The 18,664-nt window shown below is 60.9% G+C and carries 14 protein-coding genes; 8 read left to right on the top strand and 6 right to left on the bottom strand.

What is annotated here, in order from left to right:
* The first annotated feature begins 2 nt into the window (after positions 1-2).
* Positions 3-3,314: an oligosaccharide flippase family protein gene (locus AC1D35_RS12220; RefSeq protein WP_113308666.1), complete on the top strand. Its 3,312-nt coding sequence runs from the start codon at positions 3-5 to the stop codon at positions 3,312-3,314.
* A 115-nt stretch (positions 3,315-3,429) separates the two neighbouring features.
* Here the strand turns inward: AC1D35_RS12220 and AC1D35_RS12215 are convergent, their stop codons facing one another.
* The 3 genes from AC1D35_RS12215 to AC1D35_RS12205 form a co-directional block, all read right to left on the bottom strand.
* Complete coding sequence (locus tag AC1D35_RS12215; protein WP_113308667.1) at positions 3,430-4,596, bottom strand: glycosyltransferase family 4 protein; 1,167 nt, start codon at positions 4,594-4,596, stop codon at positions 3,430-3,432.
* Between the two features lie 103 nt (positions 4,597-4,699).
* Positions 4,700-4,936 carry an Lrp/AsnC ligand binding domain-containing protein gene (locus tag AC1D35_RS12210; RefSeq protein ID WP_113299657.1) on the bottom strand — a complete coding sequence of 79 codons (237 nt, stop codon included), beginning with the start codon at positions 4,934-4,936 and terminating at the stop codon, positions 4,700-4,702.
* A 70-nt stretch (positions 4,937-5,006) separates the two neighbouring features.
* Entirely contained in the window at positions 5,007-5,915 is a 909-nt protein-coding gene (locus AC1D35_RS12205) for a LysR family transcriptional regulator (RefSeq protein ID WP_113308668.1), read from the bottom strand.
* Positions 5,916-6,018: 103 nt separating this feature from the next.
* On the opposite strand from AC1D35_RS12205, the gene hglS reads away from it, so the two are divergent.
* From hglS to AC1D35_RS12170, 7 genes are all read left to right on the top strand, one after another.
* Complete coding sequence (hglS, locus tag AC1D35_RS12200) at positions 6,019-7,425, top strand: 2-oxoadipate dioxygenase/decarboxylase HglS (RefSeq protein WP_113308669.1); 1,407 nt, start codon at positions 6,019-6,021, stop codon at positions 7,423-7,425.
* 69 nt (positions 7,426-7,494) lie between these two features.
* Entirely contained in the window at positions 7,495-8,778 is a 1,284-nt protein-coding gene (locus tag AC1D35_RS12195; protein WP_113308670.1) for an NAD(P)/FAD-dependent oxidoreductase, read from the top strand.
* A gap of 24 nt (positions 8,779-8,802) precedes the next feature.
* Positions 8,803-10,341 carry an L-piperidine-6-carboxylate dehydrogenase gene (amaB, locus tag AC1D35_RS12190; RefSeq protein ID WP_113308671.1) on the top strand — a complete coding sequence of 513 codons (1,539 nt, stop codon included), beginning with the start codon at positions 8,803-8,805 and terminating at the stop codon, positions 10,339-10,341.
* An 11-nt stretch (positions 10,342-10,352) separates the two neighbouring features.
* The gene (locus AC1D35_RS12185) at positions 10,353-10,529 is read left to right on the top strand and encodes a hypothetical protein (protein ID WP_162747193.1); all 177 of its coding nucleotides are present in this window, start codon (positions 10,353-10,355) and stop codon (positions 10,527-10,529) included.
* Positions 10,530-10,548: 19 nt separating this feature from the next.
* Positions 10,549-11,574 (top strand): iron ABC transporter substrate-binding protein, encoded by a 1,026-nt coding sequence (locus tag AC1D35_RS12180; RefSeq protein WP_113308672.1) that lies wholly within the window; start codon positions 10,549-10,551, stop codon positions 11,572-11,574.
* Between the two features lie 165 nt (positions 11,575-11,739).
* Complete coding sequence (locus AC1D35_RS12175) at positions 11,740-13,407, top strand: ABC transporter permease (protein ID WP_113308673.1); 1,668 nt, start codon at positions 11,740-11,742, stop codon at positions 13,405-13,407.
* Positions 13,404-14,441, top strand: a complete 1,038-nt coding sequence (locus AC1D35_RS12170) for an ABC transporter ATP-binding protein (RefSeq protein WP_113299572.1) — start codon at positions 13,404-13,406, stop codon at positions 14,439-14,441. Before AC1D35_RS12175 ends, AC1D35_RS12170 begins: the two co-directional genes overlap by 4 nt.
* A 2-nt stretch (positions 14,442-14,443) precedes the next feature.
* On the opposite strand, the gene AC1D35_RS12165 is transcribed toward AC1D35_RS12170, so the two are convergent.
* The 3 genes from AC1D35_RS12165 to AC1D35_RS12155 form a co-directional block, all read right to left on the bottom strand.
* Positions 14,444-15,775 carry a glucoamylase family protein gene (locus AC1D35_RS12165; protein WP_113308674.1) on the bottom strand — a complete coding sequence of 444 codons (1,332 nt, stop codon included), beginning with the start codon at positions 15,773-15,775 and terminating at the stop codon, positions 14,444-14,446.
* Between the two features lie 255 nt (positions 15,776-16,030).
* The gene (locus tag AC1D35_RS12160; protein WP_113308675.1) at positions 16,031-17,869 is read right to left on the bottom strand and encodes an ABC transporter ATP-binding protein; all 1,839 of its coding nucleotides are present in this window, start codon (positions 17,867-17,869) and stop codon (positions 16,031-16,033) included.
* Between the two features lie 38 nt (positions 17,870-17,907).
* Positions 17,908-18,663, bottom strand: coding sequence for a DUF1028 domain-containing protein (locus AC1D35_RS12155; RefSeq protein WP_113308676.1), 756 nt, complete (start codon positions 18,661-18,663; stop codon positions 17,908-17,910).
* Position 18,664: the final 1 nt, after the last annotated feature.

Raw genomic sequence — 18,664 nt, 5'->3', positions numbered from 1 at the left:
CGATGTCGAAGGGCATTATTGCAAACTCGATGATGAATGCGGCGGCGGGCATGCTGCTTCTGGTGACGGGGTTTGCTTCCTCGATCATAACCGCACGCCTGCTCGGACCTGAGGCCAATGGCATTGTTGCCTTCTCGCTCTGGCTCGTCGTCACCGGCGCCTCGATTGCCGAACTCGGCTCCAGCATCACGCTTCTGAAGACGCTGCCGCAACTCTCGGCGCAGGGCTACAGCCTTGAGCAGCGCAGGGGATTTGCCTCGATCCTCGTCACATTCATGGTTTGCTCCACGCTCGTGTTGCTGGGGCTCTATGCCATGTTCTTCCTGACCTCGGAGGAGATGCACTGGGCCGATACCGCGCCGTCGGTGGCGCTGGTCACCGGTATCCTTTTCTTCGTTCAGGCAATCGGCTCCTTCGTCAAATTCTACCTTATCGGCGAGAAGCGGCTCGGCACCTTCTTTCGGCTGACGCTGATCGTCTCGGTCTTCCAGCTAGTGGGCGTGGCGATCGGCGCGGTTTTTTATGGGGTGCTGGGCGTGCTGGTCGGCTATGCGCTCGGCCAGTTCGTGCTTTTCGTCGCGACCTTGCCGATCCTCTCTACCCGCCGTGACCGCTGCGGCGTCTCGCTCAAATATCTGGCGTCATCGTCGGTCATCCTGTCGATGCAATTCATCATCGATTCGATCTTCCTCAACCGTATCGAGCTGCTTTTCCTGCAGCAGTTCTGGTCGGTGGAAATGGTTGGTTTCTATGCTGCCGGCCTGTCCATCGCCAATATCGCGCTGCAGCTTCCCATCCAGATGAGCGGCAGCCTGCTGCCCTATTATTCGGAACGGCGCCATGCCAGCGCCGATGCGAAATTCCCGGTCGAGGCCTTCGCTGCAGTCATCCGCAGCATGGCCTATATCGTGCTGCCGATGAGCCTCGGGCTTGCCGCGATCTCCAGTGAACTGGTGCATGTGGTATTCGGCGAAGCCTTCGATCGAAGCGGCGGGGTTGTTGCCCTGCTTGCGCTTGTGGCGCCGGCGTACACTTTGATGCAGGTTCTCAGCCTGTACCTGCTTTCGATCGACAAGGCCAATGTACGGTTGAAAATCAGTGTGATAGGTGGCCTCCTGATGGTAGTGGGTTGTTTACTCATCGTACCTAGGCTGGCCGCTGAGGGTGCCGCGCTTGTGCGCATAGCCGTATTTGTTGCGATGTCGGTAATGATGGTCAGACAAACGGGATTCGGAGCTCAGCTTTCGGGGCTTTATCTCAGCCTTACGAAAATCACGCTTGCGGCGGTATTGTGCGCTTGCGGCGCAATTACCGCGCTCGAGATCTTCCAGGGGCCTGTTGGCCTTGTCGTCGCGATCATTGCCGGCACATTTGCCTATTTTGCTGCGCTTAAGGTCTTCCGTGCCGTTCCGGCCGAGGATATCCAGGTGCTGCGCTCGATCCTCGACAAGATCCCGGCGCTGTTGAAGGGACCGGCAAGGCGCGCGGTTGATTTCATCACCGCGCCGACCCCCGAAGGGGAACAGAAGAAGCCGGTCAACGAAGAATTCTCGCGCGAACCGGCAGAAGGCGCCGGCCGTGCTGCTGCTCTTCCCGTTGTCTTCGATGGCACGATCGGTCTCTTCATGCCTGAAAAGGCTGACGTTACAAAACGTTCGGCTGCCGTTCTCTTCGTCAGTCCCTGGGGTTTCGAGGAAATGTGCACGCGGAAATTCTACCGTGTGGCGGCAGAGCATTTTGCCGATATCGGCGTCCCGAGCCTGCGTTTCGACTATACGGGTACGGGTGACGCTCTGGATTTTGGTGATCACACACCGAGCCTGGAAATCTGGAAGAATTCTATCCGCGCGGCGGCTGGAAAGCTGAAGGCGCTCAGTGGTTGCTCGCAGATCATTCTTGTCGGCCAGGGTCTCGGTGGCACGCTTGCTCATCTGACCGGCCATACAATCGAGGGCGTCGACAGCGTCGTGCTGCTTGCGCCTATTCTGAGCGGCAGGGGGCATCTGCGCGAAATCAACATGTGGTCGCGCATCATCCATGCCGACCTTGGTCTCAGCAAGGAGCATGCGCCGAGCGCACAGGTCCAGATCGCCGGTCTGTCTTTGCCCGACGCAATTGCTGCGGAAATCGGCAAACTCAATATCAGCTCACCGCAGGACCTGGCAGCGCCGAATTACCTCATCCTCGAACGCCCGGTTCGCGTCGACGATACGGGGTTTGCTGACGCACTGAAGGCGCTCGGCGGCAATGTCGAGCAGCGCGTTTTCGAAGGTTATGACGAGCTGGTCACGAACCCGCTCTTTGCGAAGACGCCGATGGCAGTCATCGACCTGCTCGCCGAATGGCTTGTCGAGACGACCTCGCCAGAAGCATCCGCCACTCATTCTCCGCAGATGGTCGAAAACCAACCGCTCGCGGGTGATGGTTTTGAGGAAATTCCGGTTCGTTTCGGCGCATTCCAGCATCTCATCGGCGTCATCAGTCGCCCGCAGGGCGAGATCAAAGGCAATGCCGTGCTCTTCATGTCGACGGCCTATGATCGGCACGCCGGTTGGGGTCGTACGACTGTCGATATGGCGCGTGAACTGGCTCGCCAGGGCGTCGTTTCACTGCGCTTCGATTCCGCCAATGTCGGCGACAGCGTTCCCCGCCCGGATGCGCCGGAACAGGTTCTCTATTCGGCGACGCAGACGGAAGATGCGCTCGCCTCGCTGGATCTCTTGGAAAGCTTCGTCGCGGGCCCGATCATGGTCGCGGGTCGCTGCAGTGGCGGCTATGTGGCCCTGCGTGCGGGCATCGAGGACGAACGCCTGAAAGCGATCGTTTCCATCAATCCCTTCGTCTACTACTGGGATCCCGAGATGCCGGTGCGGCGCGAGCATGTCGTCTCCGTTCCGCGCAGCGTCGACGACTACGGTCAGCGGATGATGCGGCTCGACACGGTCAGGCGACTGTTCCGCGGCGAGGTCGATGTCTTTGCGGCGTTGCAGAATATCTTCATCGCGATCGGCCGCCGGCTTTCGCCGCGCATCGCGCCGCTTGTCGAACTCATTCCGGGCCGCCGTCATATCGCACGGCAAGTGCGCCAGTCCTTTGCCGCGCTCGGCAAGCGCAAGGTGCCGCTGACCCTGATCTACAGTGAAGGCGATGTCGGTCTCGACCACATGTATTTCCACTTCGGTCCGCGCGGGCACAAATTTACCCGGCACCCCAATGTGCGAGTGGTGATGCTGCAGGATGCCGATCACAACCTAACGCCGCCGGAATCGCGCAAGCTGGTGCTGGACGAGATCGTCCGGCTGGCGAAGGCCTGAGAATCTCCTGATTTTCTGGAGCATTTTCGTTTTCGTTGAAACACGAAATGCTCCGTCGCCTCGTGTTCCCACAATTCCGGATGCAAAACTGCTGTTCGCTTTTGCTTGAATTTCTCTAGGCGATAATGCCGATCGACCGGTAGAGGTCGATGTAGCGCCCTGCCACAGCATCCCACGAATAGGCCTGGGTGGCTTCGATGAGGCTTTCCCGCAGGACCGCACCCTCGGCAGCGACTTTCCGGTAAGCTTCTTCGATCACATCCGCGGCCGCGTCCGGTTTCGTGAAGTCGGCGAGGGCAATTGCCTCATGCCTTCCAGCCAGCGCGCGATAGGCCTCATTGGCGTTGAGAACCGGCAGTAGGCCGGCGCTCATCGCTTCCAGGGCGACAAGCCCGAAACCTTCGTATTCCGAAGCGGAAGCGAAGAGGGATGCTTTGGCAATGATGTCGCGGATCGCCTGGTTGTCAGGCGAGATGCTGAGGGTGACAGACTTCTCCAGCGATCTCTCGGCGATTTCACGCTTGAGATCGGCGGCATTGAGATCGGATTCGGCGCCGACAATATCGAGATGCCAATCGGGATTGCGTCTGACGAGGGCGGCCCCAGCATTCAGCAGGTTATCGAGCCGCTTGTTCACGGAGAAACGCCCGATCGTGACGATGCGACGTTCGGGTGCGCGCGAGCCGATATCGGCAAATTTGCCGATATCGGCGCCGTTTTCGATGGTGATGCCGTCAGGAACGATCCGAATGAACTGGCTGAGGTCGGACGCGCTGCAGCACACGACCTGCCGGTAGGCCATCGCCGAGAGCCGTGTCAGCGTGCTGAACCAAACCTTCTTGATGACAAGAAATTTCTTGGTGTGAAAGAAGCCGCCATGGGTCGTCACGACCATGGGTTTGCGATGCAGGAGCCTGCCCCAGGCGAGTGCATCGAAGAAGAAGTCGATCGCATGGACATGAATGAGGTCGGCATCGCCGATATGGCGGAACACCTGCGGTGCTACCGGATAGCGGCTACTGCCGGACCAGGGGATGCGCACCACCTCGATGCCGTCGATGATTTCACGTAGCGGAAGCTTCTTTTCGGGTGCGGTGAAAAGGGAATCAAGCGTGACGACGCGAACGCGATATCCGCGCTTCAGCGTCTGGCGAGCCAGATTGGCAACCACATCTTCCATCCCGCCACGGTTTGGCAGGAACTGGCGCACCACATGCACGATGAGGGGCGCCGCCTGCGGCTGCGCCCTGTTCTCAAAGGTCTCGATCATGGAGACGGACATTTCCCACCTATTCTTCGTGGGAAGGATCAGCCATGCCGGCCGTTAATGTGCGGTATATGCGGGCGCACTACAGCCGGCTTTGTTAACAGAAGGGTTAATCGCGTCAGAACGCCTTGAAGGTCAATGTCGTCAGAGAACGGATGATGCCGGGGATATTGGCGATGTTGTCGTTGATGAACTTGCCGATATCCTGGCCTTCCTCGATGTAGACCTTGAGCAGCAGGTCGTAATTGCCTGATGTCGAATAGAGCTCCGAGACCAGTTCGGTCTTGTAGATGGCGTCAGCGACCTCATAGGTCTTGCCTGGGGCGCACTGGAGCTGGACGAAGATCGGCTTCATGGGAATTTCCTGCGTCGAATTCTGATGGCGCGCATAATGGTCGAAACCGCTGCTGCGATGCAAGCCTTCCTTACGTGTCCGGATCCGAACCGGCCTCGGAGACGATCCAGTCGCGGAAGGCGGCAAGCGGCGCGTAATCGGCACGCTCCGGTGGGAAGGCGAGATAGTAGCGCTCGCGGCTTTCCATCTCCCTGTCAACGGCGGCAATGAGATCGCCGCGTTTCAATTCCTCCTGCATGAGGAAGGTTGGCAGCAGGGCGACACCGAGGCCGGCGATTGCTGCCTGCGCTGCCGTGGCGAACTGGTCGAACAACATGCCGTGCACGCTTTCGAAGTCGACGCCGCTATCGGCAAACCAGCGTTCCCAGGCGTCGGGCCGGGTCGTCAGATGCAAGAGAGGCACCGTCAGGAGGTCTTCCGGTCGGGTGATCGCATTGCGTTTGAGGAAGTCTGGACTGCAGGCGGGCAGCGTGTGCTCCGACATCAGGAAGGCGAGTTCCGCGCCGGGCCAATGCGGATGACCGAAATGGATGGCGGCATCGATGGAATCAAGGCGGAAATCGAAGGGGGAAAGCCGGGTAGCGAGATTGATCGTGACGCCCGGATTGGCGGCAAGGAAGTGGCCGAGGCGCGGTGCCAGCCAGCGTGTACCGAAGGTCGGCAGGATGGCGAGGTTCAGCGTGCCACCATGCGGGTTGGCGCGCAGGTTCAGCGAGGCGCTGGAGATGCGCCGCAGCGCTTCGCGAATTTCTCGAGCATAGGCATCACCGGCGATTGTAAGGCGCACGGTTTGCCGCTCGCGCAGGAAAAGCTCGACACCGAGGTGTTCCTCCAGTGCCTTGACCTGGCGGCTGACGGCGCTCTGCGTCAGGTCGAGTTCGCGGGCCGCCGCCGTCACGCTGCCAGTGCGGGCTACTGCCTCGAAGGCGGCGAGATGGGAGATCGAGGGCAAAAACCGTCTTGGTGCGAGCATGATCATTCCGTTTCAGAATGGGCTATTTCCGAAACGTCGATATTCATGGCTCAAGCTGGATTGTAAAGAATTTCATCCTGCAAAATCGGAATGAACGCGGAGTTCCTTCATGCCCGTCCCTTTCGTCTCCACGGACCACATCCGTTCGCTTTTCACCGAAGCCATGTCGCAGATGTACCGGACGGAGGTGCCTCAATACGGGACGCTGATCGAGCTTGTGGAGGAGGTCAACGCCGAAGTCCTCGCGAGAGACCAGGAACTCAGCGAGCGGCTTCGGCGTGCGGGAGAGCTGGAACGTATCGATGTCGAGCGTCATGGCGCGATCCGTCTCGGAACGGCCGAAGAGCTATTCACGATCCGCCGGCTCTTTGCCGTCATGGGCATGCAGTCGGTCGGTTACTACGATCTTTCGGTCGCCGGCGTTCCCGTACATTCCACCTGCTTTCGGCCGGTCGATGAGGCGGCGTTGAACGTCAACCCGTTTCGCGTTTTCACCTCACTTCTACGCTTGGAGCTGATCGAAGATGAAGATTTGCGTGCGGAAGTTGCTGCAATCCTCGCCAAACGGCGCATCTACACACCTCGTGCCATCGCTCTCATCGAACAGCACGAGAAGGCCGGCGGTCTGACGGAGCCGGAAGCTTCGGAATTTGTTGCCGAAGCGCTGGAAACCTTTCGCTGGCATGGCGAGGCGACGGTCAGTGCGGGGACCTACAAGCGGCTGCATGATACGCATCGCCTCATTGCTGACGTCGTCAGTTTCAAGGGTCCGCATATCAATCACCTGACACCGCGCACGCTCGATATTGACGAAGTGCAGCGGCGCATGCCCGCGCGCGGCATCACACCTAAGGCTGTCATCGAAGGCCCTCCGCGGCGAGATTGCGATATCCTGCTGCGGCAGACGAGCTTCAAGGCGCTTGAGGAGCCGATCGCCTTCACGGGTGCTGCTGGGGCAATATCGGGCACGCACACGGCCCGCTTCGGCGAGATCGAACAGCGCGGCGTGGCGCTGACGGCCAAGGGCCGGGCGCTCTATGATAAGCTGCTTGCCTCTGTGCGCGGCGAAGTGCAGGTCGGCGCAGCCGGCGCCAAGGCTGGCGATTATGATTCTGAGCTTGCCGAACGGTTCAAGGCGTTGCCGGATAATTGGGATGAGCTGCGGCGCGAAGGGCTGGCCTTTTTCCACTATTCCGCAACTCCTGCCGGCATTGCGGCCAGAGGGCATTTGCCGTCTGATCCGGAAGCATTGATCGCCAAAGGGTATCTGCACTTCGATCCGGTTATCTACGAGGATTTCCTGCCCGTCAGCGCGGCTGGTATCTTCCAATCGAATCTCGGTACGGACCAACAGCAGAATTATGCGACGCGATCGAACCGTGTTGCCTTCGAGGAAGCGCTTGGCGTTGACGTGCAGGACGAGCTCGCACTTTACGCCGAGCGGCAGGCTGCATCGCTCGATCTTGCCATGGTAAAGTTAGGCCTTTGCGACCTGACGCTGAAGACAGTGGCCTGATATTTGGCCGCTTCCGCAAGCGCGGAGGCGGCGCTAGAGTGCCGATTTCGATCCTGACTGGACTGTCCGATGCTCAATGATCCGCGCTCCCACGGCCTGTGGGAAAAGACTGCTCCCCAGCCGCCTGTTACGTCTGCGCTGGAAGGCGCTGCCGAGGCCGATGTCGTCATCGTCGGCGGCGGCTATACGGGCCTGTCCTCCGGCCTGCATTTAGCCGAGGCCGGGTCGCGAGTCGTGCTCCTGGAGGCGAAGGACATCGGTTTTGGTGGAGCAGGCCGCAATGTCGGCCTTATCAATGCAGGCATGTGGGTCATGCCTGATGATCTGCCCGGTGTGCTTGGATCTGTCTATGGTGAGCGGCTACTCGATCTGCTCGGCAATGCGCCGCAGCTGGTGATGGCGCTGATCGAAAAGCATGGCATCGCCTGCGAGCTTGAGAAGCAGGGCACCCTGCATTGTGCCGTCGGCCCTGACGGATTGAAGGAAGTCGAGGAACGCTACAAACAGTGGTCGGCGCGCGGCGCGGCCGTCACGCTGCTCGATGCGGATGAGACGGCAAAACGCATCGGCACAAACGCCTATAGCGGATCGCTGCTCGATATGCGGGCCGGCACGCTGCAGCCGCTCGCCTATGCGCGCGGGCTTGCCCATGCCGCGCAACAGGCGGGCGTCGTGCTGCACACGGCGAGCCCGGTGATTGCGACGGAGAAGCAAGGCAGCCGCTGGGTGGTGAAGACGGCGCGGGGGCAAATCACCGCTGACTGGATCATCGTGGCGACCGATGCCTACAGCACCGGCCCCTGGGAGCAGGTTCGCAACGAGCAGGTGTTTCTACCCTATTTCAATTTCGCCACCGTGCCGCTCGGCCATAATCTGCGTCAATCGATCCTGCCCAATCGCGAGGGTGTGTGGGACACGAAGGAGATCCTCTCCTCCTTCCGCATGGATCAGGCTGGTCGTCTGGTCTTCGGCAGTGTCGGAGCGCTGCGCAATACCGGCCTTTCCATCCACAAGGGCTGGGCGAAGCGCTCGCTGAAGCGGCTTTTCCCTGAGATCGGCGATGTCGAATTCGAGTGCGAATGGTACGGCCAGATCGGCATGACCGACAATGCGCTGCCGCGCTTCCACAAATTCGCTCCCAATGTCATCGGCTTTTCAGGCTATAATGGCCGCGGCATCGCGCCCGGCACGGTGTTCGGCCGCACATTGGCAGAGCATATCCTCGGCCGGGTCGGCGAGGCGGACCTGCCTCTGCCTCTGACCGATCCCCGCGAGACGAGCTTCCGCACGCTCAAGGAATTATGGTACGAAGCCGGCGCTCAGGTCGCCCATTTCGCCGATGCCCGTTTCTGAGAACAACAAGACTGGAACCAAGATATGACCATCGCCGTCCTCGATCTCGCCACCGAAACCGCCAAGCTGCTCGCCGATCTCGGCGTTGATGCCGGGAGCTATACGGGCGGAACGCTCTCCGTCTCCTCGCCGATTACGGGCAAGGAAATCGGCAAACTGAAAGAGCATTCCGTCTCGGACGCCAAGGCGGCGATCGACGCGGCGCATCAGGCCTTCCTCGAATGGCGAGCGGTTCCGGCGCCGAAGCGTGGTGAGTTGATCCGCCTGCTCGGTGAAGAGTTGCGTGCCTCCAAGGTGGCACTCGGCCGGCTGGTCTCGATCGAAGTCGGCAAGATCACCTCCGAAGGCCTCGGCGAAGTGCAAGAAATGATCGATATCTGCGATTTTGCAGTCGGCCTTTCCCGCCAGCTTTACGGCCTGACGATCGCCACCGAGCGTGCCGAACACAGGATGATGGAAAGCTGGCATCCGCTCGGCGCCATCGGCATCATATCGGCCTTCAACTTCCCGGTGGCTGTCTGGTCGTGGAATGCGGCGCTCGCCATCGTCTGCGGCAATTCCACCGTCTGGAAGCCCTCGGAAAAGACACCGCTGACGGGGCTTGCCGTTCAGGCGCTGTTCGAAAAGGCGCTGAAGCGTTTCGTCGCTGAAGGCGGCAAGGCGCCGGCAAATCTCTCGACGCTGCTGATCGGCGGTCGCGAGATCGGCGAAGTGTTGGTCGACCATCCAAAGATCCCACTCGTTTCTGCGACCGGTTCCACGGCCATGGGCCGCGCCGTCGGTCCGCGCCTGTCGCAGCGTTTTGCCCGCGCGATCCTGGAGCTCGGGGGCAACAACGCCGCGATCGTCTGCCCGACGGCCGATCTCGATCTGACGCTGCGCGGTGTCGCCTTTGCGGCGATGGGCACGGCCGGCCAGCGCTGCACGTCGCTGCGCCGTCTCTTCGTGCATGAGAGTGTTTACGACCAGCTCGTGCCGCGATTGAAGAAGGCCTATGGTTCGGTGACGATCGGCAATCCGCTGGAGACCGGCACGCTCGTCGGCCCGCTGATCGACGGGCAGGCTTTTGAGAAAATGCAGGCAGCGCTTGGTCAGGCAAAGGCTGCAGGCGGCTCCATCGTCGGTGGCGACCGCATCGAGAATGGTTCGGCAGAAGCCTTCTACGTTCGCCCGGCGCTCGTCGAAATGTCCACCCAGGCTGGCCCGGTCGAGAACGAGACCTTCGCGCCGATCCTCTATGTCATCAAGTACAGCGATTTCGACGCCGTGCTGGAGCTGCATAACGCCGTGCCGCAGGGCTTGTCTTCCTCGATCTTCACCAACAACATGCGCGAAGCCGAGACTTTCCTCTCCTCGCGCGGTTCGGATTGCGGCATTGCAAATGTCAACATCGGCCCGTCCGGCGCTGAAATCGGCGGCGCCTTCGGCGGCGAGAAGGAAACCGGCGGTGGCCGCGAATCCGGTTCGGATGCCTGGAAGGCCTATATGCGGCGTGCCACGAACACGATCAACTACGGTAAGACCCTGCCGCTGGCGCAGGGCGTGAAGTTCGACGTCGAATAAGGCGAGGCTGGTTGAAATTGCAAAAGGCGGCGTCCTCGGACGTCGCCTTTTTTGACGAGATCTGGATTTATTCCCGCGAAGATGAAAGATTTAGTCAAGATAATGTGATGCCGTTTTCGGCAGCGAAACTTGAAGTAATCAGTCAACAAAAATATACGGCTGCCATCACCCTTGGGGAACTCGGGTGACATCGTCACGGAGGCCATCATGAAAATTGCTCTTACCCGTTTTTCCGGCGCGTTCGCGCTTGCCGCTTCGCTTCTCGCTGCCACTACACTCGCTGGCAGCGCCAATGCGCAGGAGGCCGAAGGTATCGTCGTTTACAATGCGCAGCACGAAAGCCTCGGCCGCGAATGGATCGATGCCTTCACCAAGGAGACTGGCATCAAGGTCACCATGCGCCAGGGCAGCGACATGCAGTTTGCCAACCAGATCATTCAGGAAGGCGATGCTTCGCCTGCAGACGTATTCCTGACCGAAAATTCGCCGGCGATGACGCTGGTCGATGGCGCCGGCCTCTTCGCGCCGGTCGAGAAGGAAACGCTGGATCAGGTTCCGGAACGATATCGCCCGACCGACGGCATGTGGACCGGCATTGCCGCCCGTACCACGGTTTTTGCCTATGACAAGACCAAACTGACCGAAGATAAGTTGCCGAAGTCGATGCTCGACCTCCAGGACCCGGCCTGGAAGGGCCGCTGGGGTGCCGCTCCTGCCGGCGCTGACTTCCAGGCGATCGTTGCCGCCTTCCTGCAGCTGAAGGGCGAAGATGCCACCAAGGCATGGCTGAAGGGCCTCAAAGACAACGCCACTCCCTATAAGGGCAACAGCGTCGCCATGAAGGCCGTCAATGCCGGCGAAGTCGAAGGCGCAATCATCTATCACTATTACTGGTTCGGCGATCAGGCGAAGACCGGCGAAAACAGCAAGAATGTCGGCCTTCACTACTTCAAGAACCAGGACCCAGGCGCCTTCGTCAGCGTGTCCGGCGGCGGTATCCTGAAGTCCACGCAGCACATGAAGGAAGCTCAGGCTTTCCTGAAATACATCACCAGCAAGACCGGCCAGACCGTCCTCAAGGATGGCGATTCCTATGAATACGCCATCGGCAAGGACGCTGCCTCCAACGACAAGCTGGTGCCGCTTGCCGACCTCAATGCGCCTGATGTCGAAGCCTCGACCCTCGACAGCAGGAAGGTCGTGGAGTTGATGACGGCCGCAGGCCTCATCTAAGCCTGTCGCGCAAAAGCGTGCCGCGGTTTTCGTCAACGACAGTCGCGGAACAAGGACTTAAAGCGCGGCAAGCGGATCTGACAGATCGCGACGCGCTTTAAACCTTTCTGCCGCAGGCTTGTTCCGGCTAAAACTATTGCTTTTGGCTCAAGAAAACCTTAGGGCATGACGAAATCCGGCAACCGCTTCTCAAAAGCGGTTGCCTTCCTTTTTCAGCGTGTAAAGGCATCGGCCTTGCTGCAGGACAACAGATTGCTTGCATCCGGCAATAAGGCGCCGGTAGCGCCAAGGGCCGCGCGAACGGTTTTGCCGCGCGGGCGCATGCCGAACGCTTCCGTCGTCCTCCTCGCATCGATCGTCGCGATCTTCAGCCTCGTGCCACTCGGCTTCATCGCCTGGGTGACCTATGATGTCGGCTGGGAAGTCGTGAAGACGCTAGTCTTCCGACCGCGTGTCGGCGAGCTTCTTGTTAATACGATCCTCTTGGAATCGTTTACTATTCCCCTGTCTGTCGCGCTTGCCGTCACGCTTGCCTGGCTGACGGAGCGAACAAATATCCCCTTTGCAAGACTTTGGGCGTGGCTGGCGATCGCACCCCTCGCGGTGCCGGCCTTTGTGCATTCCTACGCCTGGGTCAGCCTTCTTCCAGGCATGCGCGGCCTGCAGAGCGGTGTCTTCGTTTCCGTGCTTGCCTATTATCCGTTCCTGTACCTTCCGGTTGCCGCGGCGCTCCGCAGGCTCGATCCGGCGATCGAGGATGCCGCCGCCTCGCTCGGCCTTGGGCCTTGGCGCGTCTTCTTCCGCACGGTCCTACCGCAGCTTCGCCTTGCCATTTGCGGCGGCTCGCTGCTGATCGCGCTGCACCTGCTTTCGGAATATGGTCTGTTCGTCATGATCCGGTTCGACACGTTCGCTACCGCGATCGTCGACCAGTTCCAGTCTTCCTACAACAGCCCGGCCTCCAATATGCTCGGCGGTGTGCTCGTCGCCTGCTGCCTGTTCCTGCTTGGCCTCGAAGTGCTGCTGCGTGGCAATGAGCGCTATGCCCGTGTCGGTTCCGGTTCCGCGCGTCCGGCCGATCGCCGCCGGCTCGGCTGGTTCGTGTTGCCGGCCGTCGTGTTGCCGGTCGTCCTCGCGGCGCTGACGCTTGGCGTGCCGCTGATCACGCTTGGGCGCTGGCTCTATCTCGGCGGTGTAGAAATCTGGCGCATCGAAGTGGTGAGCGCTTTTGCGCAGACGATCGTGCTTGCCATTGCCGGTGGCGTGCTGACGACGATTGCCGCTGCGCCCATGGCCTGGCTATCGGTGCGCGCGCCGGGACGTCTCCAGCGCATTCTTGAAGCCTGCCACTATTATGTCGGCTCGTTGCCGGGCGTCGTCGTGGCGCTGGCGCTGGTCTCGATCACAGTCCGTATGATCCTGCCGCTCTACCAGACTTTCGCAACGCTGCTCGTCGCCTATGTGCTGCTCTTCCTGCCGCGCGCCATGGTCGGCCTGCGTGCCAGCATCGCTCAGGCGCCGGTCGAGCTCGAGCGGGCGGCAATGGGGCTCGGCCGCACGCCGGGACAGGCGGTCCGGCAGATCACCATGCGGCTTGCCGCGCCAGGTGCGGCGGCCAGCGTGGCGCTTGCCGCGCTCGGCATCACCAACGAGTTGACGGCGACGCTGATGCTGTCGCCGAATGGCGTCGATACGCTGGCGACGAAATTCTGGTCGCTGACCAGCGAGATCGATTATGTCTCGGCAGCACCTTACGCCTTCATGATGGTCGTGTTGTCGCTGCCACTTACTCTCATGCTCTATGCCCAATCGAAACGGACTGCCGGCCAATGACGCTGCTTACCATCGACACTATCAGCAAGCGCTATGGCTCGGTTCAGGCCTTGAAAGATATCTCGCTCGAAGTACAGGCGGGCACACGCACGGCGGTCGTCGGTCCGTCCGGTTCCGGCAAGACGACGTTGCTGCGCATCATCGCGGGCTTTGAACAACCTGATGTCGGAAGGGTGACGCTCAATGGCGAAGTTCTTGCCGATGGACCGGCGAGCGTTCCGGCCCACAAGCGCGGCATCGGCATCGTCTCGCAGGACGGTGCGCTCTTCCCGCACCTGAGCGTCGCAGAGAATATCGGCTTCGGTTTCGAGCGCGGCGCGCCGGACCGCGAGAAACGTATTCGTGACCTCCTCGAAATGGTGGAACTCGAAAACAGCATGCTGGATCGTCGTCCGCACCAGCTTTCTGGCGGCCAGCAGCAGCGTGTGGCGCTTGCCCGTGCGCTCGGTCGCCGGCCGCGCCTCATGCTGCTTGACGAACCGTTTTCGGCGTTGGATACGGGCCTCAGGGAAAATATGCGCAAGGCGGTCGCCCGCGTGCTGCAGGCGGCGGGTATTACGGCCATCCTCGTCACTCACGATCAGGGCGAGGCGCTGTCATTTGCCCATCAGGTGGCCGTGCTGCGCGAAGGGCGGCTGGTGCAGGCCGGATCGCCAGAGACGCTCTATCTCAAGCCGCGTGATCGCGAGACGGCGCTTTTTCTCGGCGATGCCGTCATGCTGCCGGCGATCATCAAGAACGGGTTTGCAGATTGCGCGCTTGGCAGCGTACCGGTCGAGGAAGGCCATCAGGGCAAGGCGGAAATCATGCTGCGGCCGGAACAGATCCGCGTCGTCGTCGACGAGGCCAATGCGAAATATGGCGGGCGTGTCGTGGATGTGGAATTCGGCGGCGCCACCTGCACGGTGGCCGTGTCGCTTGCGGCTGTCGCCTTGCCGCCGATCCTTATCAAGACATCAAGCGTGGCGCTGCCGGCGCGAGGCGATCTCGTTCGCCTCGATATCGCCGGCAAGGCGCATGTCTTCACGCGGTAAGTTCAGCCAGCCTTCAGAACCAATTCTTCCGGTTCTTCGCCTGCCAGCCAGCCGCCAGTGAAGCCGGCGCGCTCCAGACCGAGGCGAATGACCGGCGACTTGCGCATCAGCTTCCAGATGAAGTCAGAACGTTCGTTCTCGACCGTCATAACGACGAGGCCCTGGTCTATGGCGACGGTGCGGTCGTCGACCCAGCCTTCCGGCCGCTTTGTCTGGACCGTCGGGTTGAAGCCGCCGGGGAAGCCGCCTTCAAGGAGCAGGTTCGGATAGGTGGTCAGCAGTGCCTTGGTGCCGTCGATGGCGGCCTGCCGGTCGTAAGGCAGGCAGCCAAGCGCTGCCCAGGGCGCAATCGTGCCGTCATCGGGACCGAGTGGAGCGCCACGGGCAGCATAACCCAGCACCTTCGGGCTGCGGCCACCGCGCATGCGGCGCGTTGGCGGCGGGCCATCGCAAGCGGTAAAGCCCCAGATATCCTTGCTGTAGCCAACGAACTGGCCGGGATTGCGTTCCGCATAATCGCGCTGGACGTTGATGACGACCTGTGTGTTGCGGAAATAATCCCAGTTCCGCTCGGCCATCGGCTTGTCCTGGATGCCGCGGAAATCGATCCAGGCATGGGAGAAGAGATGGATGAAGAGCGGACCGGCGTAGAGGTAGGGCTGCTCATTGAAGATCATCCACGAATAGCTTGCCGTGAAGGCGTCATAGCTCGATTGTGGAATCGGATAGGTCGGTGACGCGAGCGCCAGCGTGTAGAGGATGATCGCTTCATCGAAGCCATGGTAGCGCCAGCGCAGGAAACCGGAAGAGGGCTTCCAGCCCATCGAGATACAATCGCCCTTGTTCAGCGCCCAGCGCCAGTCGACGCGCTCGTAAATGAATTTTGCGAGCGCGCGTATCTCGGTCTCGGTTTCACCCTCGCCGTCGAAATATTGTGCTGCGGTCAAAATACCGGCGATGAGCAGAGCGGTATCGATGGTCGACAGCTCGCTATTCCACGCGCGGTTGCCGGTATCCACGTGGAGAAAATGGTAGAAGAAGCCGCGATAGCCAGTCGCGTGGCGTTCCGTGCCCTGTTTGGCGTTGGCGAAGAAGTGCAACGTGTTGAATACGCGCTCTGCGGCTTCCTCGCGGCTGACCCAGCCGCGCTCGACGCCAACCGGATAGGAAGAAAGCCCGAAGCCGACTGCGGCGATGCTGGCCGGGACGCCAGGGATCGACGTGTCCGGCACAAGGCCGTTTTCAGGATTGGAATATTTCAGGAAATACTTGAACGCTGAATGCTGCAGCCTGTCGACTAGCGCGGCATCAATGTCATCAATCCGTTGCAGCATGTGCTCCTGCCCGACTGTTCTATCGCCCCATGGTTCAACATGGTGGCTGCCCCCAAGCAAATCAAACCTTTTTGATTCGCAAGGATAAGAGAACACAAACGCCAGCGATTGGCGTTAATAATTCCCAGTGAAATAATATCTGGAATAAATGATATAAGCGATGCAGCAAAAGGGATTAAACCGCACCCTCGGATGCGGCCTGTTTCCTGCAATAGCTGTCTTTCTCAAACAGCCGCCTAAGCCTCCCGGACTAACTCAGGCGGCTTCGTCCATCCGTACCATATGGCCTGCCGCGACCTCGCGGTACTGACGCTTCGGAGGCACGTAACCCACGGGGCGGACGGGGCTTTTCAGTTCGTCGGTGCCGAGGTTGCGGCGGATGCCGCGGCGAGCTGGATCGGGCACGGGAACAGCCGCCATCAGCTTCTTGGTGTAGGAGTGTTGCGGGTTGCGGAAGAGTTCTTCGCGCGGGCCGATTTCGACAATCTCGCCGAGATACATGACCGCAACGCGGTGGCTGACGCGTTCGACGACCGCCATGTCGTGGGAGATGAAAAGGAAGGCGAGGTTGAGGCTCTGCTGCAGATCCATCAGCAGATTGCAGACCTGCGCCTTGATCGAAACGTCGAGGGCCGACACGCTTTCATCCGCTACGATGACCTTCGGATCGAGCGCAAGGGCGCGGGCGATGCAGATGCGCTGGCGCTGGCCGCCGGAGAATTCGTGCGGGTAGCGCTTCATCATATCCGGCTTCAGCCCGACGCGTTCGAGCAGGTCGGCGGCCTTGTCGCGCGCCTGGGCGCGGGTGCCGAGGCCGTGTTCGACAATGGGTTCGGCGACGGCGGCCCCTATCGTCATGCGTGGATTGAGGCTCGCGAAAGGGTCCTGGAAGATCATCTGGATGCTGCGGCGCATCTGACGCAGGCTGATCGCGTCGAGGTTCAGCACGTCATAACCGTCAAGGCTGACGGAACCGGCATTCGGCTGCACCAGGCGGGTGATCGAACGTCCGGTCGTGGATTTGCCGCAGCCGGATTCGCCGACGAGCGACAGCGTCTCGCCCTGGAAGAGCTCGAAGGAGACATCCTCGACGGCGTGGATGGCGCCAGTCTTGCGGCCAAGCAGACCGCCGCGAATATCGAAGCGGGTGACGAGGTTCTTCACTTCGAGGATCGGGGTTTTGCGGCGGTCGATGGTTTCGGCCACCTCCACCGGTTCGCGACGTTCGCCAGTCGCCGCATCGATAACCGGGAAACGCAGAGGCCATTTGCGGCCATCCATCGAGCCGAGGCGCGGCACAGCCGAGAGCAAGGCGCGCGTATAGGGATGTTTGCCGCGATGGAAAATGTCGTCCGTCGTGCCGGTTTCGACCGCCTCGCCGCGATACATGACGATGGTGCGGTCGGCGATCTCGGCGACCACGCCCATGTCATGGGTGATGAAGAGAACAGACATGCCCTCCTCTTCCTGCAGCACCTTGATGAGATCGAGAATCTGGCCCTGTATGGTGACGTCGAGCGCGGTTGTCGGCTCGTCGGCGATCAACAGCTTCGGCCTTGATGCGAGCGCCATGGCGATCATCACACGCTGGCGCATGCCGCCGGAAAACTGGTGCGGATATTCGTCAAAGCGGGATGCGGCGTTCGGAATGCGCACCTTCTCCAAGAGGCGGATGGTTTCCGCGCGTGCGTCGGCCTTGCTGATATCGCCGTGGCAGGTGAGCGCCTCGGAGATCTGCCTGCCGATGGTGAAGATCGGGTTCAGGCTGGTCATCGGCTCCTGAAAGATCATCGCGGCATCCTTGCCGCGCACCGCGCGCATTTCCTTTTCGGAGAGCGAAAGAATGTCGCGGCCGTTCAACGTGATGCTGCCTTCGACACGGCTCGAGCCCTTGGCGAGCAGACGCATGATGGAAAGCGAAGTGACGCTCTTGCCGGAACCGCTCTCGCCGACGATGGCGACCGTCTCCCCCGGCATGACATCGAAGGAGACGTTGCGGACGACGGATTTCCATTCGCCGTCAGCGAGAAAGGAGGTCGTCAGGTTCTTCACGGAAAGAACCGGAGAGACGGATGCTGCGGACTGATCACTCATATCGTTCCCTTACTCTTATATGCCTGGTGGTCGGGCTCTCAGGTCTTCGGAGGCGTAGCGAAGGAGGCCGAGGGCCGCCCTTCCGCAATGCGCGCCGCTTCCAGCGTCGCGATCTTTTCATCGATCTCGCGCCTGTCAATCATTCCGTCAGGATTGGCCTTTGTCGCCATCGTCTCGGCGACATGCATGTAACGCTCCTGCGCCACCGCGTAGAGCCTGTGCAGTTCGGCGAGCGGATCCGGATGATCATCGGCGCGGATGCTGAGCCAGGGATAATCCTGATCGCGGTAGACGAGGAGGGCGGCAGACTGCTTGCCACGCTTGTCACCGCCGGCATCCTCGCCGGCCTGCATGGCTTCGAGCAGGCGCTCGATGAAGGGCTTGTCCGTCGCCTTCCTGTAGATCGCAAGCGTCTCGGCAACGACCTCGGGACCGGCCAGCATATTGCCGGCAACGGAGACATTGTCGTCGATCAGATGGCCGGCCCAATCGATGCATTCGGTGCCGGTGAAGGCGGCGTTGCGGCCGTGAGCATCGATCAGGTGAAGCTGGCGCTGGTCGCGGCCAGCATCACGACCGGTCAGCTCGGCGATGATCTCATCCGGTGCTTTGCCCTCGGCAAGCAGGGCAAGTCCGTCGGTGCCATAGAGCGGGCTGACGAAAGCCTGCGTGGCGACCGCGCCGATGCCGCCGCGGATATGCGGCACCAGCCCGCCGACCGCAAAGAAGCGGGTGGCGACGGCGATGCCGAGATAGCCGGTCTTGGGATCACGGGCGACGATGGACCAGGTCATG

Source organism: Rhizobium sp. P1_E6, assembly GCF_056405875.1.
The sequence above is the reverse complement of the archived record's forward strand: the minus strand, read 5'-3'. Positions and strand labels throughout refer to the sequence as shown.